The sequence below is a fragment of the Nostoc sp. PCC 9305 genome, assembly GCF_963920915.1.
Taxonomy (GTDB): domain Bacteria; phylum Cyanobacteriota; class Cyanobacteriia; order Cyanobacteriales; family Nostocaceae; genus Nostoc.
Genome location: NZ_CAWUDN010000133.1, coordinates 1 through 17,955, shown reverse-complemented (window position 1 = coordinate 17,955; position 17,955 = coordinate 1). Strand labels below are relative to the sequence as shown.

Here is a 17,955-nt window from a genome sequence, read left to right as displayed (position 1 = left end):
GTTAAGAAAGATGCGGGTAATGGATAGCCGCTTGCGGGGAGGGGTTGGGGGTGGGGTGTTAGAGACTTTTGCAAGAGGTCTATTGAGTCAACTGCTGGTTTTGAGTTGTAAAATTTTGATACTATTTTTGTTCGAGTTGTTTTATCAACTCTTCAGCTTTACGGAGATCGTACTTGCGTCCTTGCTGCTCGAATAAATCTCGGCAGCGCCGCATATAAGCTAAACCCTCCGCCTTTTGCCCAGATAGCACTAGAGCGTTACCTAAGTTTCCGTATGCTTCGGCAAAAGTTGGATTGAGGCGAATTGTTTCTTTATAAGCCGCGATCGCCCTTGAGCAAAAATTTGCGATTTAGTGACTCTCTAAAATCACGATTTTCATAGATATTTAGGACTTACGCACTTAGCTGAGATATTGAAACTAAGAATGAAAAATAGTACAACGCCCCATGCTCAATTACAAAATTCCCAAAAAATGGTTAATTTTGCTTACAGTGGTTGAAGAAGTCCTATAATGCTTAATCTACGACCACGACGCTTTGTTTGTAGGACTTACGCAAAGGTAAGGAAAAACGAACCACAGAGGACGCAGAGGTCACGGAGGAAGAGAGTTTGAGAGAGTTTTTGCGTAAGTCCTAGTTTGTTCTAAGGATTTTTGCTCACCTCGCTGGTAATAAGTGTAACTTGGCTCACTCCACATGCAGAAGCCTGATTCATCTAAATATTTCAAGTCTATTTCTCCAGTAGCAGCAGATGGTTCTAACATATCTAGGTCTGCTTGCTTGATTTCTCTGGTTTTTGGGTCTTGTTTCCCTTTGTGACAAATTCAAAGCTCGTTTCCAAATGACCCCCTTTTTTTGAGTACCCGTCTTAACCTGTCGGGACTCAATTCAATTTTGCGATCTAGAATTTTCATCAAAAAACCTTAACCAAACTGTATTGCCCTGTCTCTTTATTTGTCATTAGACAGAATTATTTTATTAAAAAATCCGCCTCCAGATGCTAGCAAAAAGTCTGCTAGACCAACCATTATGCTATCTGGCGTGTTTGTAAACATTGTGCAATCAATGACATTTGCGATCGCCACCAGAAAGGGCGGGTACGCCATCGCGCCACAATTTGGCACAACAAACTGAACTGACGGGAGGATACTGCGTGAAAATAGGTGCTAACTACTTGGGTAACGGAGAGTGTGAATTTACAGTTTGGTCTCCGCTATTAGATAGCGTCACGGTACAAATTTTGACGCCAGAACAGCAGTTAATTCCCCTCAAGCCTCAATCTGAGGGATACTGGCACACGAAAGTCAACGATGTGTATCCGGGTACGCTTTATCGGTATGTCTTGAATGGCCAAGACAATTTTGCCGATCCGGCATCGCAGTATCAACCGGAAGGGGTACATGGGCCATCGCAAATTGTCGATCCTTCTTTTGAATGGACTGATGAAGGATGGGCGGGTATTCCTGTAGAGTCGATGATTTTCTATGAAGTACACGTTGGGACATTCACGCCGGAAGGAACTTTCACTGCCATAATTCCCCGTTTACCAGAACTGCGGGAACTGGGAATTAACGCCATTGAAATCATGCCCATCTCCCAGTTTCCGGGAGACACTCATGTTGAGGCAACTCTGGCATATCGCAACTGGGGCTATGATGGCGTTTATCCTTATGCTGTCCAAAATTCCTACGGTAGTCCAGCCGAACTCAAGCAACTGGTAAATGCTTGCCATCAAAATAATATCGCTGTTGTGCTGGATGTGGTGTACAACCACTTTGGGCCAGAAGGCAACTATATGAGTCAGTTCGCGCCCTACTTTACTAAAACCTATAAAACGCCGTGGGGCGAAGCGCTGAATTTCGATGATGCCCATAGTCAGGGTGTGCGAAATTATTTTATCGAAAATGCGCTTTACTGGTTGGGCGAATTCCATATAGATGCATTGCGGTTGGATGCCATTCAAGCAATTTATGACTTGGGGGCGAAGCATTTTCTGTGGGAACTGGCGGAAGCAGTTCATCATTTCTCACAACAAGGGCAAAAATGGAAACGCCATCTAATTGCTGAAAGCGATATGAATAATCCGCAAATAATTCGTCCGGTAGAATTGGGTGGATATGGTCTTGATTCTCAGTGGAGTGATGATTTTCACCACGCATTGCATACACTGTTGACAGGCGATCGCCAAGGATATTATCAAGATTTTGGGAAATGTGCTGATTTAGCAAAAGCTTATAGCGATACTTTTGTCTACGATTGGAAGTACGCACCACATCGCAAACGATTTCATGGCGTATCTTGCCGCGATCGCCCTTTATCACAGTTTACAGTCTGCATTCAGAATCACGATCAAATCGGCAATCAAATGAAAGGAGAACGCCTCACCCAGCGGATCTCTTTTGAAGGATTAAAGTTAGCTGCTGGCGCTGTGCTGCTATCGCCCAACTTACCCTTGTTATTTATGGGAGAAGAATACGGCGAAACTGCACCCTTCATTTACTTTGTCAGTCACTCCGATCCCGATTTGATTCAAGCAGTTCGAGCCGGACGCAAACAAGAATTTGAAGCATTTCACTATGCAGACGATCCCCCAGATCCAGAATCGGCAGAAACTTTTCTCAAGTCTAAACTTAATTGGGAATTACGCAATCAAGGAAAGCACAAAGTTCTCTGGGATTGGTATCGTCAGTTAATTAATTTACGCAAGACACATCCAGCCCTTCTCAACCAAGACCGCAATTTCATCGAAGCGACTAGCGATGAAAAGAAGGAAGTGGTTATCGTGCGGCGTTGGTGCGAATCGAGTGAAATAATATTTGTGATGAATTTCAATTCGTCGCCAGTGACAGTAACTTTGCCGTTTGAGCATAATGCTAATAAATTGTTGGACTCTGCTGATACCTCATGGTCTGGGCATGGTTCTGAAGCTGCTGAACATCTGTCTGTGGGACAAGAAGTGAAATTGCAACCAACTAGTCTAGTACTCTATGAAAAAGGATGAGGGAGAGAGTTAGAACTTAAAGTTTCAGCTTCATAACCTCAATGTTTGAGCTAAAAGGCTTAAGGTTCGAGCTAAAAGGTTGTTTGAAAAATGGTTGGCTGTGATGTTAAGCACTTATTGATCCCCCCTAACCCCCCTTAAAAAGGGGGGAACCGGAATCAAAGTCCCCCTTTTTAAGGGGGATTTAGGGGGATCTAGAACTTTTCACTAACGAGAAGAGGACTTTTCAAACATACTCTCAAAGCTTCAATGTTCAAGCTCAAAACCTCATCTTCCTCATCCCCCTTACTCCCTACTCAAAAAAAATATGCGAATTCCTACCGCCACTTATCGAATTCAGTTTACACCTCAGTTTGGCTTTGACAACGCTAAAGCGATCGCAGCTTATCTAGCAGATTTGGGTATTTCTGATTTATATGCCTCCCCCATTTTCAAGGCACGATCCGGGAGTACACATGGCTACGATATAGTAGATGCCACTCAACTCAATCCAGAATTGGGAACTAATGAATCTTTTGATGCATTAGTTGATGAAATCCAATCCCTTGGTATGGGCTGGTTACAAGATATTGTGCCCAACCACATGGCCTATAGTAGCGAAAACGATTACTTGATGGACATATTGGAACACGGCCCAGATTCCAGTTATACCGACTACTTCGACATTTCTTGGAATGCTCCCTTTGGCGATCGCCAAGAGCGAATTCTCGCGCCACTATTGGGAGATTTCTATGGTGTATCTCTGGAAAATGGACACATTCAACTGCAATACGAACAGAACGGTTTAACTGTCAACTATTACAGCTTGAAATTGCCACTCCGTTTAGAATCTTACACAAAATTTATTACCCATAATTTAGGGAAACTCACCCGCACACTCGGACGCAATCACCCCGATTTTATTAAGCTTTTGGGGATTCTCTACATTCTCAAAAGTGTACCCTCAGAAGTTGCGGGAAAACAGCGACAAGACCAGATTGCATTTATCAAAGGATTAGTTTGGGAACTCTACACCACAAACGATGCCATCCGCGAGTTCATTGACGAAAATATCGAAACTTTCAACGGAGAACCCGGTAATTCCGAAAGCTTTAACCTTCTAGATGAATTACTAAAAGACCAGTTTTACCGTCTCGCTTTCTGGAAGGTTGGCGCAGAGGAAATGAACTACCGCCGTTTCTTTACTGTTAACGAACTGATTTCTGTGAAAGTTGAAGAAGTACGGGTTTTTAATAATACTCATAGCCTAATTCAAAAGCTGGTTGAGGAAGGCAAGTTTACAGGTTTACGCATCGATCATATTGATGGACTTTATAACCCAATCCAGTATCTCGAAAGGCTGCGGGAAAAAATGGGTGATGTTTATATCACTGTTGAGAAGATTTTAGAACTTACCGAACAACTACCAGAAAATTGGGGAATTGAAGGAACATCTGGATATGACTTTCTCAATTATGTAAATGGCGTATTTTGTCAAACAGAAAATCAATCACAGTTCGATAAAATATACCAAAACTTTATCGGTTCCAGAGTAGATTATGCATCAATAGTGAAGGATAAAAAGCACCTGATCCTAGAAAAGAATTTAGCAGGTGATATTGACAGTTTGGCTCTTTTATTAAAAAATATCTCCAGCAAATATCGCTATGGCAATGATTTTACGCTGAATGGATTAAAAAGAGCGATCGCTGAAGTTTTGACACTGTTCCCGATTTACCGTACCTACATTACGCCCGATGGAATTGGAGATAGCGATCGCGCTACCATTCAAGAAGTAATTAGCCAAGCCAAAGAACAAACGCCCCTGTTGCAGCACGAACTGACTTTTATTGAAAAGTTAATGCTCCTAGAGTTTGATGATTCTCTGACTCAAACAGAACGCGAACAGTGGATATATTTTGTTTTGCGAATGCAGCAATACAGCGGCCCGCTAATGGCAAAAGGCGTAGAAGACACGACATTATATGTCTACAATCGGTTGCTGTCGCTGAATGAAGTCGGGGGTAATCCAGGTCATTTTGGGATTGATGTAACCAAATTTCATGCATTTAACAAACAGCACCAAGAAACCTGGCCTCACACAATGAACACCACCGCTACCCACGACACCAAACGCGGCGAAGATGTGCGGGCCAGATTGAATGTCCTTTCAGAAATCCCCGATGAGTGGGATCAGCAGGTAAATACTTGGAGCGCCATTAATCGCGGACATCGTAGCCATCGCCAGGGCTTCGCTATACCCGATCGCAACGATGAGTATTTTCTCTATCAAACCCTAGTAGGGGCGTTTCCTTTTGCCGAACACGAACATGCATCCTTCGTGGAACGAGTGAAGGATTATATAATAAAGGCAATACGAGAGGCGAAGGTGCATACAGCCTGGTTACGACCTGATAGCGAGTATGAAGAAGCTTGTACCTCCTTTATTGAGAAAGTACTCGATCCTGCTATATCCGGGGAATTTCTAGAAGCTTTTCGTCCATTTCAACAGCGAATTGCCGACTATGGTATCTTCAATTCTCTTTCCCAAACTTTACTAAAGATTACCGCACCCGGCGTACCCGATTTATACCAGGGAACGGAACTTTGGGAACTGAGTTTAGTCGATCCAGATAATCGCCGTCCCGTGGATTTTGAACAGCGACGTACTTACTTAAGCGCCATCCGCGAACAGGTAAAAACGGACATACTCGGATTAATTCAGGAGTTACTAAACGACAAAACAGACGGTAGAATCAAACTGTTTTTAACGGCTCAATTACTCCAAGCCAGAACAAACTATGTCTCATTATTCCAGGACGGCGATTATTTACCGTTAGAAGTTCAGGGAACCTACGCCAATCATATTATCGCCTTTGCACGACGGGAGGGGAATCAAACAGCGATCGCGATCGCGCCCCGCTTTTTAACCAGCCTCATCCAGCCAGGAGACAATCCCTTGGGCGAGTCAGTTTGGCAAGATACGCACCTGCAACTACCCCCCGGAACTTCCCCCACCTGGAAAAACATCCTAACTCAGCAGCCCTTACACACCACAGAAACCCTATCGATCGCAACAGCCCTCACCCACTTCCCAGTTGCCCTCTTAATTAGCACCGCCGAGTAAAAACATAAATCAATCCTACGCAGAGAGAACCCTGTAAAACCTCAGCGTTCCTCTGCGCTTCCCTTCGCGTTCCTTTGCGTTTAAAAAATTCTAAATATGACCACTCCCCCAACACTGACCACTGCGCAGATAGAAGCTGTGCGCCTCCACATCAAAAAAACGTGGAAAACCTTAACGCGATCGCACGAACACTTATTACAATCCGCAAAGGATACCAAGCTAGACCACAAACCAGGTACTCCCTGGATCGTCTACATTTCCCCCTTAGAAGATTGTCCCAATATCCAGACTGTGTTAGAGCGATCGCTATCTTCCAAAGATATGCAACAGCTAGAAATTCGCACTTTGCCATCAGAAGTAGAAGCGATTAAACAGCATGGCTTACTATACCTACCAGGGCCTTATGTCGTACCAGGTGGTCGCTTCAACGAAATGTATGGCTGGGACAGCTACTTTATATTACTAGGACTTTTGCACGATGGAGAATTGGAGCTAGCACAAAGTCAAGTCGATCAATTGCTCTACCAAGTGCAACATTACGGCACTATCCTCAACGCCAACCGGACTTATATGCTGTCGCGATCGCAGCCTCCTGTTCTTAGTATGATGGTTTTGGCGTTATTCCAGCACACCCAAGATGAGGAGTGGTTGAAGGCAACCGTACCGCTGTTAGAGCAATTTTATTATTACTGGGTAGTACCGCCCCATTTGAATCCCGGAACCGGCTTATCCAGATTTTATGCCTTTGGCGAAGGCCCCGCGCCAGAAGTCGTGTTCTCCGAGCGGGATGAGGAGGGAAAAAGCCACTACGATCGCGTCAAGGAATATTACCAAACCTTTGAGATTGACGATTATGACGTTAATCTTTACTACGATCGCGAAAATGACAAACTGACCCACCTATTTTACAAGGCCGATCGCACCATGCGCGAGTCCGGTTTTGATATCACCAACCGATTTGGCCCCTTCAGTGCTGATATCCTCCACTATGCTCCTGTGTGCCTCAACAGCTTGCTATATCAGGTAGAACAAGACTTGGCGCACATTAACGCTATTTTGGGGAACGAACAACTGGAAAAACAATGGCGCGATCGCGGCGGATATCGGCGCGATCGGATCGATCAATTTCTCTGGAATGAAGAACGAGGACTCTATTGCGACTATCACTTCCAGAGTGGAAAACGCCGTTGCTACGAGTTTGCCACCACATTCTATCCCCTATGGCTAGGAATTTCTTCTCAAGCCCAAGCCCAGCGCGTCGTAGAAAATCTCTCTGTGTTTGAAGCCCCAGGCGGAATTCTTACCAGTACTCATATCACCGGAAACCAGTGGGATGCTCCCTTCGGTTGGGCACCATTGACGTTCATTGCTGTCCAGGGACTTCACCGTTATGGGTTTCATACAGAAGGCGATCGCATTGCCAACAAATTTCTCGCTATGGTAGTTAAAGAATTCGAGCGTCACAATACCCTCGTTGAGAAATATGATGTTGAACGCTGTTCTGCCAACGTTTCCGACGAAATCTCCTTTGGATATAGTTCTAACGAAGTTGGCTTCGGCTGGACAAATGGAGTCATTCTAGAACTCCTAGCAGGCGGTGGGAAAAAAGTTTAAAAAAAAGGCATGAGATTTTTTCTCACGCCCTGATCTGACTCACTTTTTAAATGAGCATTTCAGTCAATCAACTTATTTCCTCAATCTTTCCCAACTTGCAACTAACTGCACAAAAAATCTTTACGGCTGGGCGATCTGTCATTGAGTGAAATAGTATATAGCAATCTTAAATGAGTTACGAACAAAGAACAAAAATATCCCCAACTTCTTGAAGAAGTCGGGGATCTGAGTTTTTCGGCGGAAAGTAAATCAAATAGAATTGCTATATTGGGCTGGTGAAATGTTAAAGGGGAAAAGATAAAACACTTTTCCCCCCAATCGTTTTTTTGGCAAACTACTAGTACAACACGGCGGAAATAAACCAATCATTCTAAATCAACGAAACCCTTATGCTGGATTCATTTTTAATTTTTAAATCCGCCTTGTGGTACTAACCTAAATAACTATTAACGTCATTAATTTTATCTTGACAGATGTTAATCAGCCATTGAAATGCTCAAAGCCTGTATTTAGTTTAACTGTAGAAACGCTCAATTATAGCAGCTTACCCAATCAATGGCAGCATAACCTCCCCGATAAGTAGTCCAAGTAACCGCACAGGTTTTTCTTGACGAATAGCCTTCACGAAGTATATCAGTAATTTCTTGGTACAAAGGATTATCTTTCCACAAACATACCCAACCACCAACAGTTGGTAATGTAGGATTCATTTGAAGACATACACCCCTTCCTGCTACCTGACTATTTAGATGATATTCCCTAATTGTACCAGATGCAGTGTCAGCCAGAGATGGTGTATTACCCAGCATAACTAAAGCACAAGGCAAACCCAAATACTTGAAAAGTTTCGCTTTCATAAATTTTTATTTCTTTGCTATATGATTAAATGTCGAGAATTGACAAAACAAATGTCTAACTTAGACCTAAAGTAGTTTGAGTTAACTAAATCAAGCTAAATGAAAGCATATCTGAAAAGTAAAAAATACATCCTCCTAGACTACTAAACTAGCCTGAGAGAGTTGCTAGAAAATTTACTTTTTCAGATCAAAATGCCGATAAAAAACAAGTAAATATCATCAGAGGATGTTTTAAAAGTATTGGGCGAATCTAATTTGCTACTACACAACATTCCTCCACCATCGTGGACTAATGCAAAATCAAGAGTTTGTTAACCTGCGAAGGCAGGTAAAGTCTCGTGTAGCCGCGATTTTTAATCGCCCAGGCGAACAATAAATTAGACTTTTCAAATATCTTCTGAAATTCATAACCAGATTATATTAATATTTTGTTGCTGATAAGTCAAGTTAATAAAAATTATATTTTTAATTTTAACTATAGTCTTACTTAATCATTAGTAACCAACGAGATCCCCGACTTTTATAAGAAGTCGAGGATCTGAGTCTTGCAATTTTTACTAATCAAAGAGGATTGCTATATAACACTCTTTTTTACTATGAATAGAGAATATTTAAAACCTTGTTTCTCCGGCTTTGAAAAAGATTGAAGGTCAGTATCTTATTTTTATCTTTTCAGAGATATAAAACACCGATAAATAAGTAGTGCGGGCATTTTGCTAACTACTACAATATGGGAGCAAGATGCTCCCACTACTTTTAAAAACTATGGTTTTCAAAATAGTCCCTTTTCAAATCCGGGTAGTGCGGGCAGCTTGCCCGCTCCTATCAGCAGACTAATTATTATCATCTTTATGCTTATCGTAAGGTTCACCTGTAAAAGGTTGTACGCCTGTAGCAGGATAAGCATCATCATTAGGGCCGAAAATCCGCATTGCAGCTTCAGAAATATACTGGGTTATGTTCGCAATGATTTTGGAAATATCCATAATATTTGGACTCCTTCTTTTTGAGTCGCTTTAATGGTGATGCTTATACTCTAATCCTAATACTCAAGCCTTGCTCATATTCTCAATATATTGAGAATATATGCAATGTTTATTCAGATAACTTTGCAATACTTTAGCTTTTCAAAAAGTCAAGCTTTTCTCTTCGATTCTAATTGTAACATAGTTGTTTCTTTCAACTCCTTTCGGAAAAGAGCGAAGCAAAACAAACTTTCTCTGACAGGATATTCTTTTCCTTCATTAGCCACCCACTCTATTAACATTATTGCGCGCTATCACTATTAAAGAATATTAAGTATTTGATGAAGTTAGTATTAAGCTACCGATAAATCTACTGTTATCTGGCAATCTCAGACAATATACTTGCAGGGAGTTGACATTATTTATGGTAAATATTACCATAAATAAAAGAAGCATCTTGTAAGGAAGCTCTTGCATGACAACTTTGCCAGATTTGGACTATGTATATAAACAGCAAAGCCAGCAGAACCAGGAACTAAACCTTTCTGCTGATGACTACAGCTTGCTGACCGACCTTTACCAGTTGACGATGGCAGCTTGTTACACAGGCGAAGGTATAGAACAACGACGGGCAAGCTTTGAATTGTCTGTCAGACGGTTGCCAGAGGGTTTTGGTTATTTAATTGCAATGGGGCTGACGCAGGCATTGGAATATTTAGCCAAAATCCGCTTTAGTTCCGCGCAAATTGTGGCATTACAGGCAACGGGAATTTTTGCTCACGCAGGCGATCGCTTTTGGTCACTTTTAGCTGAGGGAAAGTTTACGGGTGATGTTTGGGCAGTACCCGAAGGGACGGCTGTGTTTGCCAATCAACCACTGTTGCGGGTGGAAGCACCCCTTTGGCAAGCCCAACTAGTAGAAACTTACCTGCTGAATACGATTAATTACCAGACTTTGATTGCCACAAAAGCAGCCCGGTTGCGGGATGTAGCGGGGGAATCAGCAACACTTTTAGAATTTGGCACAAGACGAGCATTTAGTCCCCAAGGGTCTTTGTGGGCGGCGCGGGCGGCGTTGGCAGGTGGTTTAGATTCCACCTCCAATGTGTTAGCAGCGCTACAACTGGGACAACAGCCAAGTGGTACTATGGCACACGCTCTGGTGATGGCGTTGTCAGCAATAGAAGGCACTGAAGAACAAGCTTTTAGTGCATTTCATCGATATTTTCCGGGTGCGCCATTGCTGATTGATACTTACGATACCATTGCTGCTGCCCAGCGCTTGTCCGAAAAAGTAAATTCCGGGGAAATGCAATTAACAGGAGTGAGATTAGACTCAGGAGATTTAGTTACCTTATCAAAGCAGGTGCGATCGCTCCTCCCCGGTGTGCCAATTTTTGCTAGTGGCGACTTGGATGAGTGGGAAATTGCCAGATTAAAAGCTGCTGGGGCGCAAATTGATGGTTACGGATTGGGAACGCGACTAGTTACAGGTTCGCCTGTCAATGGAGTTTATAAACTTGTAGACATTGATGGCATCCCAGTGATGAAGCAGTCTAGTGGTAAAGTTACTTATCCAGGGCGCAAGCAGATTTTTCGCTCGTTTACGGGAGGTAAGGTAAAAGCAGACACATTGGGACTCTTAGGTGAAATTCCTCAACAAGAAGAACCTTTGTTGCAGTTGGTAGTGCAAGAAGGTGAACGAGTGCAGCCGTTGGAGTCGTTGACAACAATTCGTCAGCGTACTGCTGTCTCAGTTGCGAGTTTGCCACAAGAAACACGGCGTTTGCACGATCCTGTCTCGGTGCAGGTGGAAATTTCTGAGGGGTTACAGGTGTTGACGGAGGAAACAAAGAAACGAACCGCAGAGGCACAGAGAACACAGAGGTAAAATTACTCTTTCAGTATGTCTTAATTACGAACTACGAACTACGAATTACGAATTACTATGAGAGTTGCTTTGTTTGGAACTAGTGCCGATCCACCAACTGCGGGACATCAAAAAATTCTGAGTTGGTTGTCTGAGCGTTATGATTGGGTAGCGGTTTGGGCGGCGGATAATCCGTTTAAGTCTCATCAAACACCCTTAGAACATCGGGCGGCAATGTTGCGACTGTTGATTGCGGATATAGACGCGCCACGGCATAATATTGCTTTGGAACAAGAATTAAGTAGCTTCAGAACGCTGGAAACAGTTGAAAAAGCCAAGCTTACTTGGGGTGAAGATGCTGAATTGACGTTGATCGTTGGTTCAGATTTACTGAGTCAGCTACCACGTTGGTATCGCATTGAAGATTTGTTACAGGAAGTGCAACTACTGATTGTACCGCGACCCGGATATGCAATAGATGAATCTAGTTCAGAGGTAGTGCAAAAGCTGGGAGGGAAAATTGCGATCGCTAGTCTGACCGGTCTAGATGTTTCCTCAACAGCGTACCGCGAACATAGAGATCCCCAAGCCCTCACAGCCCCTGTAGTTGCCTATATTAATCGAGAGCATTTGTACGAATGCCAGGACGTTCTCAAAAAAAGATACCAACTCCGCTAAACCAACAACCTTTGGCCGATTTCAAGGTTGGTGTCGATAATGTAATTTTTTCTGTAGATACTGCACAAAATCGGCTGTTAGTTCTCCTAGTAATGCGACAGCAAGAACCATTTTTAAATCATTGGAGTCTTCCCGGTACTTTGGTACGTCCAGGAGAGTCTTTAGAAGATGCCGCCTATCGCATTATGGCAGAGAAAATTAAGGTCAACAATCTCTATTTAGAACAACTGTATACATTTGGCGGGCCGAATCGCGATCCACGGGAAGCAACTGATAGTTATGGTGTGCGTTATTTATCAGTTAGTTACTTTGCCCTAGTGCGATTTGAAGAAGCTGAATTGATTGCTGATCGCATGACTGGCATCGCTTGGTATCCAGTAAAAGAAGTGCCGCAATTAGCTTTTGACCATAATGAAATTCTGGCTTATGGACACAGGCGATTGCGAAATAAATTAGAGTATAGCCCGGTGGCTTTTGAAGTCTTGCCAGAAATGTTCACCTTGAATGATTTATATCAGTTATACGCCACAGTTTTAGGTGACAATTTTTCCGATTATTCTAATTTTCGAGCGCGTCTACTCAAGTTAGGTTTTTTATGCGATACCGGAATTAAGGTATCACGGGGTGCTGGTCGTCCGGCTAGTTTGTATAAGTTTGACGCGGAAGCTTTTGCTCCCTTAAAAGATAAACCTTTGGTGTTTATTTAATGCACTGTTACGTCGAGTTTAAGGTTCAAAGTCGAAGCAATTAATTTTAACTCTTGACCTCAAACTCCTAACTCCTAACTCCTAACTCTTAACTAAAATGAAGATTGCGATCGCTCAAATTAATCCTACTATCGGTGATTTGCTTTTAAATGCCCAAAAAATTCTAGATGCGGCACAACGTGCAGCATCTAGCGGTGCGCGTTTGTTGTTGACACCAGAACTTTCTTTGTGTGGCTATCCACCAAGAGATTTATTACTAAATCCTAGTTTTGTGGAAGCGATGGGTATCACTTTACAAAACTTGGCTCAAGATTTACCACCAAATTTAGCCGTGTTGGTAGGAACTGTTGAACCGAACCTCAATGCACATATTAGTGGCGGTAAAACTTTATTTAATAGCATGGCTTTGTTAGAAAATGGCCAAGTTAAGCAAGTTTTTCACAAACGACTTTTGCCTACTTATGATGTATTTGATGAACGTCGCTATTTTGAACCAGGGTTACAAGCTAATTATTTCACATTAGATAATATCGATATTGGCGTAACCATTTGCGAAGATTTATGGAACGATGAAGAATTTTGGGGAAAACGTAGTTATACAGTAAATCCGATTGCTGACTTAGCAATTTTGGGTGTAGATTTGATTGTAAATTTGTCTGCTTCGCCCTACACAGTTGGCAAACAGCAGTTCCGCGAAATCATGCTCAGGCATAGTGCAGTACGTTTTCAACAACCGATGATTTACACTAATCAGGTTGGGGGAAATGATGACCTAATTTTTGATGGGCATAGTTTTGTCTTAAATCGTCAAGGTGAAATCATGTCTCGCGCCTGTGGCTTTGATACAGATTTAGTAGTTGTTGAATTTGATGAAACCCAACGTGATTTTCAATTAGGTTCCGTAAAACCTGCATATCAATCAGAAGATGAAGAAATTTGGCAAGCTTTGGTTTTAGGAGTGCGAGATTACGCTCGGAAGTGTCGCTTTTCTAAAGTAGTGTTGGGTTTAAGTGGTGGGATTGATTCTGCAATAGTAGCTGCGATCGCCACGGCTGCACTTGGTAAAGAAAATGTCCTCGGTGTTCTCATGCCTTCCCCTTACAGTTCGGAGCATTCCATTAGTGATGCTTTGGCATTAGCCGAAAATTTGGGGATTAAGACTAATCTTTTGCCAATTGGCGAGTTAATGCAAGGCTTCGATCGCACTTTAGGCGATTTGTTTGCGGGTACTGAGTTTGGATTGGCTGAAGAGAATATCCAATCGCGGATTCGCGGTAATTTATTAATGGCGATCGCTAATAAATTTGGTTATCTGCTTTTATCTACTGGTAACAAGTCAGAAATGGCAGTTGGTTACTGTACTCTCTACGGCGATATGAATGGCGGGTTAGCAGTGATTGCAGATGTTCCTAAAACCCGTGTGTATTCACTTTGCCATTGGTTAAATCGCAATAATGAAATCATCCCGCAAAACGTTTTGACTAAAGCACCCAGCGCCGAACTCAAACCAGGCCAAGTCGATCAAGACTCTCTACCGCCTTACGAAGTTTTGGACGATATTTTGCAACGCCTGATTCACAATCACCAATCAGCAGCGCAAATTGTTGCAGCCGGTCACGATGCGGTGATTGTAGACAGAGTAATTCAAATGGTGGCGCGGGCTGAATTTAAACGGCGACAAGCACCCCCCGGTTTAAAAATTACCGATCGCGCCTTCGGAACAGGTTGGCGAATGCCAATTGCTAGTAACTGGGTTGGTGTTAAAAAAGCTTACCAGGCTAAAACTACAGCTACACCTAACCTTAGTTTGTTGTGATAGACAAGATGCTCATCCGCGTTGTCCAGGCGCGGATAAGCATTACCATTGAAACTAAAGTCTCAAAGAAAATTATGTTAGATGAAGCAAATTTTGAACAACGTTTAGCGATTCTTGAACAAACAGTTGCAGATATCAAACATCAAGTCATTGATGCGCCTACCTATAGTAATTGGCTAGAAAAGGTTATTGGCTCAATCTCTGATGAACCAGCATTTTTGGAAGCTTTAGAGTATGGTCGGTCATTACGCCACGCTGACATATTTACAGAAGAGACTGGCGTTTAACTTCTGAACTCGAAGCTTGCACCTTGGAACATGAGTTGTCGAGTTAAAAGAGCGATCGCTTGACCTTTAACCCTCGAAGTTGCGCCTTTTATCCTCAAAGTTGCGCCTTTAACCCTCGAAATTGCACCTTTTATCCTCGAAATTGCGCTTTTTATCCTCGAAGTTGAGCCTTTTATCCTCGAAGTTAAGCCTTTTATCCTCAAAGTTGCACCTTTTATCCTCGAAGTTGCGCCTTTTATCCTCGAAGTTGCGCCTTTAACCCTCAAAGTTGCACCTTTAACCCTCATCATTCTACTTTTGAACTGAAAGTTTGCACCTCAGAACACAAGTTGTCGAGTTAAAAGGTCGTAGACATAGCCTGTTGGAGATATTGCTCTATCTCAAAGCCTCACTAATAGTCTAGTTTTACTCATCTAAACGGTGTGCGATCGCATTCAGCAATTCCTCAAAGTCTGATTTGCTGTGAATATCAGGGGTGAGCGTGTTCATATCTTTGAGAATGTTCGCAAGCCGTGGTAGGTATTGGCGAATTTCCGCATAAAGGTCGATATCCTCTCGAAAGCCGTCTAGGTTTGCTGCGGATACCTTTTTTAAGGCAGCATCCAATTCCTGAACTTTGTTTTCCCAATATTCAACATACTTAAGCCTATCAATAGCGTCATAAATTTGGGCATCTGGTAAAACAATAGGGAAGATGCGATCGCCAAACTCTCCATTTTTAGCAATTTGCACTAGCTCAAACATACAATTGGGAGATTTTAAATACTTGTCACTAATAACTGCGATCGCACATTTACCGCGTCCAATACGTTCCATGAAGGCTTTAATCAGTCCTTTGTAGCCCAAATCGCGTTTATCACGGATGATTTTGACTCCTTTTGCCTGCAAAGTCTCATCTAGTTTATTGACAAATTTCTCACTTTCTCCGCCCCAAGCATAAGAGATGAAAATTTCCTTCTCGAATTCCATTGCAGATTGACTATTCATGATACGTTTTTGTTCTTCTTCACTATCTCGTAAACGATGCGTCAATGATTCATTTCTCTCTTGCTCCAGTTCGCTTTGCAACTGTGCAACTTGGGGATTAAATTCCTCATCTAGTTTAATGGCTTGAAACATGACATCATCAATTAACCTGCGGACATCTACCATTTCATAGCTGTTTTCGCACTCAATTTGGTAACGACCCGCGTTCAAACGTTTGTTGAGTTTTTCCAGAGAATAGGAATAAGGGATGGGCAGATTTTTACAAGTTTCGCATTTACAAGGAACTAAAGTTTGATATTGCAAACGTTCGTAAGAGTTATGGATTTTTTCGAGTTCATGGGTGACAACAGTCATCAATTCTTTTTTGCGGTTTCCGGCTACACGAATTTTAATTTCCCGTTGATTGTAGTTTTCAATGACTTCTGCACGAGTTTGGTCTTGGTTGAGAATAACACCGCTTTTCCAAACGAGTTTTTGCTGTTCAATCCAAGGGTGCGTCTCAACAATAAAGCGAGAGAGGATGCCTTTTGGCATGAAGTCATAGGTGTAGCGCAGGATTAGATTGTTGCGATCGTCCCAGGTATAATCAGCTTTTTCAATGGAGAGCAATTGAGGCGCAATATAAATGTCACGACGACCCGGAATTTCGTAGCAAAGCTTAAACCGCATCATTAATTGCAGGAGTTCATCTCGCATATCTGTATATTTGCCGTCTTGCCAAATATCTTTGAGGTTTTCCTTGGTAAAACAACCTAGCTTTTGCTTGACAGTTTGATTATCCAAAACTTTGTAAACGGCAGTTGTTCCCCATTCCGGTTTGAGGATGATGTAGTGTTTGAGGGTAGAATCGTCTTGAAAGTGGAGACAAACGCCGAGGTCGTGTAAATAGCTACTCAAGCGTAGCATGTCTTTACGGTCAGTTAAATTATTGACTCGACAAAGGGTAAAGTATTCTTCAACGCTGATGTAATTGCGGGAATTGTTCTCTAGAGCGGTTCTGACTCTTACCCAGAGTTTTGGTAAAGGTATGCCGACATGGTTAAGTCTGCTGATGTATAGCTGAATCGCGTCTTTAATCTCGGCTAAACCGCGATTAGTTTCTAAATTGGTTGCCAGTATTTTCTCCAGATTGCTGAATTCTCCTCGTAACTGGCGTTCATTGACTTCGCACTGACGGTCTTGTTTTTCGTTTTTGATGATGAGAACTGGACTTTTGTCGCTCAAGAGTTCGACAACCTTAAGCCACCAGTAAAAATCAGTGTTTTCTTTGCGAGTGTCGGCAACTAAGGCATAGAGAGAACGCTTGCTGAGGAAAAACTGATGGGTTTGGTGGTAGATTTCCTGACCGCCAAAATCCCAGATGTTGACGCGAAAATCTTTGCCATTGGGCTGTGTAAAGTGCCACCGGATCACCTCAATGCCTTGGGTTGATTTCTCTTTTGGCTGGAGTTTATAGTTTTCATCTGCAATTTTCTTGGCTAAAGAGGTTTTACCGGCTCCTCCTTCGCCAACAATCAAGAATTTTGCTTCGTAGAAGGATTCTGTTTCGGCTGGGTTTTGCACCCGAAAATAGAAATCGAGAATTTCGTTCACATCACCCGGATCTTCATATAAATTCTTCGGTCCCAAAATCTCTGGTGGAATGGGGACTGGATTTCTACGAAGATCAAGCTTTTTCAGGTTTGACAGTTGCCTGATTTCCCTTGGTAAACTGCTCAGGTGATGACTGCGGAGGTAGAGGGATTGCAGCTTGGTGAGTTGGCCAATTTCTGGTGGCAGACTGCTCAGTTGATTACCGTCGAGGTAGAGGGATTGCAGCTTGGTGAGTTGGCCAATTTCCGGTGGCAGACTGCTCAGTTGATTACCGTTGAGGTAGAGAGTTCGCAGCTTGGTGAGTTGGCCAATTTCCGGTGGCAGACTGCTCAGTTGATTACCGTTGAGGTTGAGGAATTGCAGCTTGGTGAATTGGCCAATTTCTGGTGGCAGACTGTTCAGTTGATTACTGTTGAGGTGGAGGGATTGCAGGTTGGTGAGTTGGCCAATTTCCGGTGGCAGACTGCTCAGTTGA

General features: G+C 42.7%; 14 protein-coding genes. 8 read left to right on the top strand and 6 right to left on the bottom strand.

From position 1 onward, the window contains the following. Positions 1-121: 121 nt before the first annotated feature. Entirely contained in the window at positions 122-325 is a 204-nt protein-coding gene (locus tag ACM0OX_RS31570; RefSeq protein WP_414518920.1) for a tetratricopeptide repeat protein, read from the bottom strand. 624 nt (positions 326-949) lie between these two features. Further along, positions 950-1,105 (bottom strand): hypothetical protein, encoded by a 156-nt coding sequence (locus ACM0OX_RS31565; RefSeq protein WP_414518918.1) that lies wholly within the window; start codon positions 1,103-1,105, stop codon positions 950-952. A gap of 47 nt (positions 1,106-1,152) precedes the next feature. On the opposite strand from ACM0OX_RS31565, the gene treZ reads away from it, so the two are divergent. The 3 genes from treZ to ACM0OX_RS31550 all read left to right on the top strand — a co-directional run bounded on the left by treZ (position 1,153) and on the right by ACM0OX_RS31550 (position 7,720). Further along, entirely contained in the window at positions 1,153-3,000 is a 1,848-nt protein-coding gene (treZ, locus tag ACM0OX_RS31560; protein WP_414518919.1) for a malto-oligosyltrehalose trehalohydrolase, read from the top strand. A gap of 307 nt (positions 3,001-3,307) precedes the next feature. Further along, positions 3,308-6,106, top strand: coding sequence for a malto-oligosyltrehalose synthase (gene treY / locus ACM0OX_RS31555; RefSeq protein WP_414518917.1), 2,799 nt, complete (start codon positions 3,308-3,310; stop codon positions 6,104-6,106). Positions 6,107-6,202: 96 nt separating this feature from the next. After that, the gene (locus ACM0OX_RS31550; protein ID WP_414518916.1) at positions 6,203-7,720 is read left to right on the top strand and encodes a trehalase family glycosidase; all 1,518 of its coding nucleotides are present in this window, start codon (positions 6,203-6,205) and stop codon (positions 7,718-7,720) included. 530 nt (positions 7,721-8,250) lie between these two features. On the opposite strand, the gene ACM0OX_RS31545 is transcribed toward ACM0OX_RS31550, so the two are convergent. Both ACM0OX_RS31545 and ACM0OX_RS31540 read right to left on the bottom strand, forming a co-directional pair. Further along, positions 8,251-8,577, bottom strand: a complete 327-nt coding sequence (locus tag ACM0OX_RS31545; RefSeq protein WP_414518915.1) for a hypothetical protein — start codon at positions 8,575-8,577, stop codon at positions 8,251-8,253. Between the two features lie 833 nt (positions 8,578-9,410). Then, positions 9,411-9,563 carry a hypothetical protein gene (locus ACM0OX_RS31540; protein ID WP_414518914.1) on the bottom strand — a complete coding sequence of 51 codons (153 nt, stop codon included), beginning with the start codon at positions 9,561-9,563 and terminating at the stop codon, positions 9,411-9,413. 454 nt (positions 9,564-10,017) lie between these two features. Between ACM0OX_RS31540 and ACM0OX_RS31535 the strand changes: the two genes are divergently transcribed. From ACM0OX_RS31535 to ACM0OX_RS31515, 5 genes are all read left to right on the top strand, one after another. Then, entirely contained in the window at positions 10,018-11,433 is a 1,416-nt protein-coding gene (locus ACM0OX_RS31535) for a nicotinate phosphoribosyltransferase (RefSeq protein WP_414518913.1), read from the top strand. A 57-nt stretch (positions 11,434-11,490) separates the two neighbouring features. After that, the gene (locus tag ACM0OX_RS31530; RefSeq protein ID WP_414518912.1) at positions 11,491-12,090 is read left to right on the top strand and encodes a nicotinate-nucleotide adenylyltransferase; all 600 of its coding nucleotides are present in this window, start codon (positions 11,491-11,493) and stop codon (positions 12,088-12,090) included. After that, positions 12,051-12,797 carry an NUDIX hydrolase gene (locus ACM0OX_RS31525; RefSeq protein ID WP_190895956.1) on the top strand — a complete coding sequence of 249 codons (747 nt, stop codon included), beginning with the start codon at positions 12,051-12,053 and terminating at the stop codon, positions 12,795-12,797. The genes ACM0OX_RS31530 and ACM0OX_RS31525 overlap by 40 nt, the downstream gene beginning before the upstream one ends. A gap of 97 nt (positions 12,798-12,894) precedes the next feature. After that, positions 12,895-14,613: an NAD+ synthase gene (locus ACM0OX_RS31520; protein WP_414518911.1), complete on the top strand. Its 1,719-nt coding sequence runs from the start codon at positions 12,895-12,897 to the stop codon at positions 14,611-14,613. Further along, the gene (locus tag ACM0OX_RS31515; RefSeq protein ID WP_414518910.1) at positions 14,610-14,900 is read left to right on the top strand and encodes a transferase hexapeptide repeat containing protein; all 291 of its coding nucleotides are present in this window, start codon (positions 14,610-14,612) and stop codon (positions 14,898-14,900) included. The genes ACM0OX_RS31520 and ACM0OX_RS31515 overlap by 4 nt, the downstream gene beginning before the upstream one ends. On the opposite strand, the gene ACM0OX_RS31510 is transcribed toward ACM0OX_RS31515, so the two are convergent. Both ACM0OX_RS31510 and ACM0OX_RS31505 read right to left on the bottom strand, forming a co-directional pair. Further along, the gene (locus ACM0OX_RS31510) at positions 14,897-15,190 is read right to left on the bottom strand and encodes a hypothetical protein (RefSeq protein WP_414518909.1); all 294 of its coding nucleotides are present in this window, start codon (positions 15,188-15,190) and stop codon (positions 14,897-14,899) included. The two genes, ACM0OX_RS31515 and ACM0OX_RS31510, sit on opposite strands and share 4 nt — an antisense overlap. A 115-nt stretch (positions 15,191-15,305) precedes the next feature. After that, positions 15,306-17,955 (bottom strand): COR domain-containing protein (locus tag ACM0OX_RS31505; protein ID WP_414518908.1); only part of this gene is annotated, 2,650 nt, incomplete at its 5' end.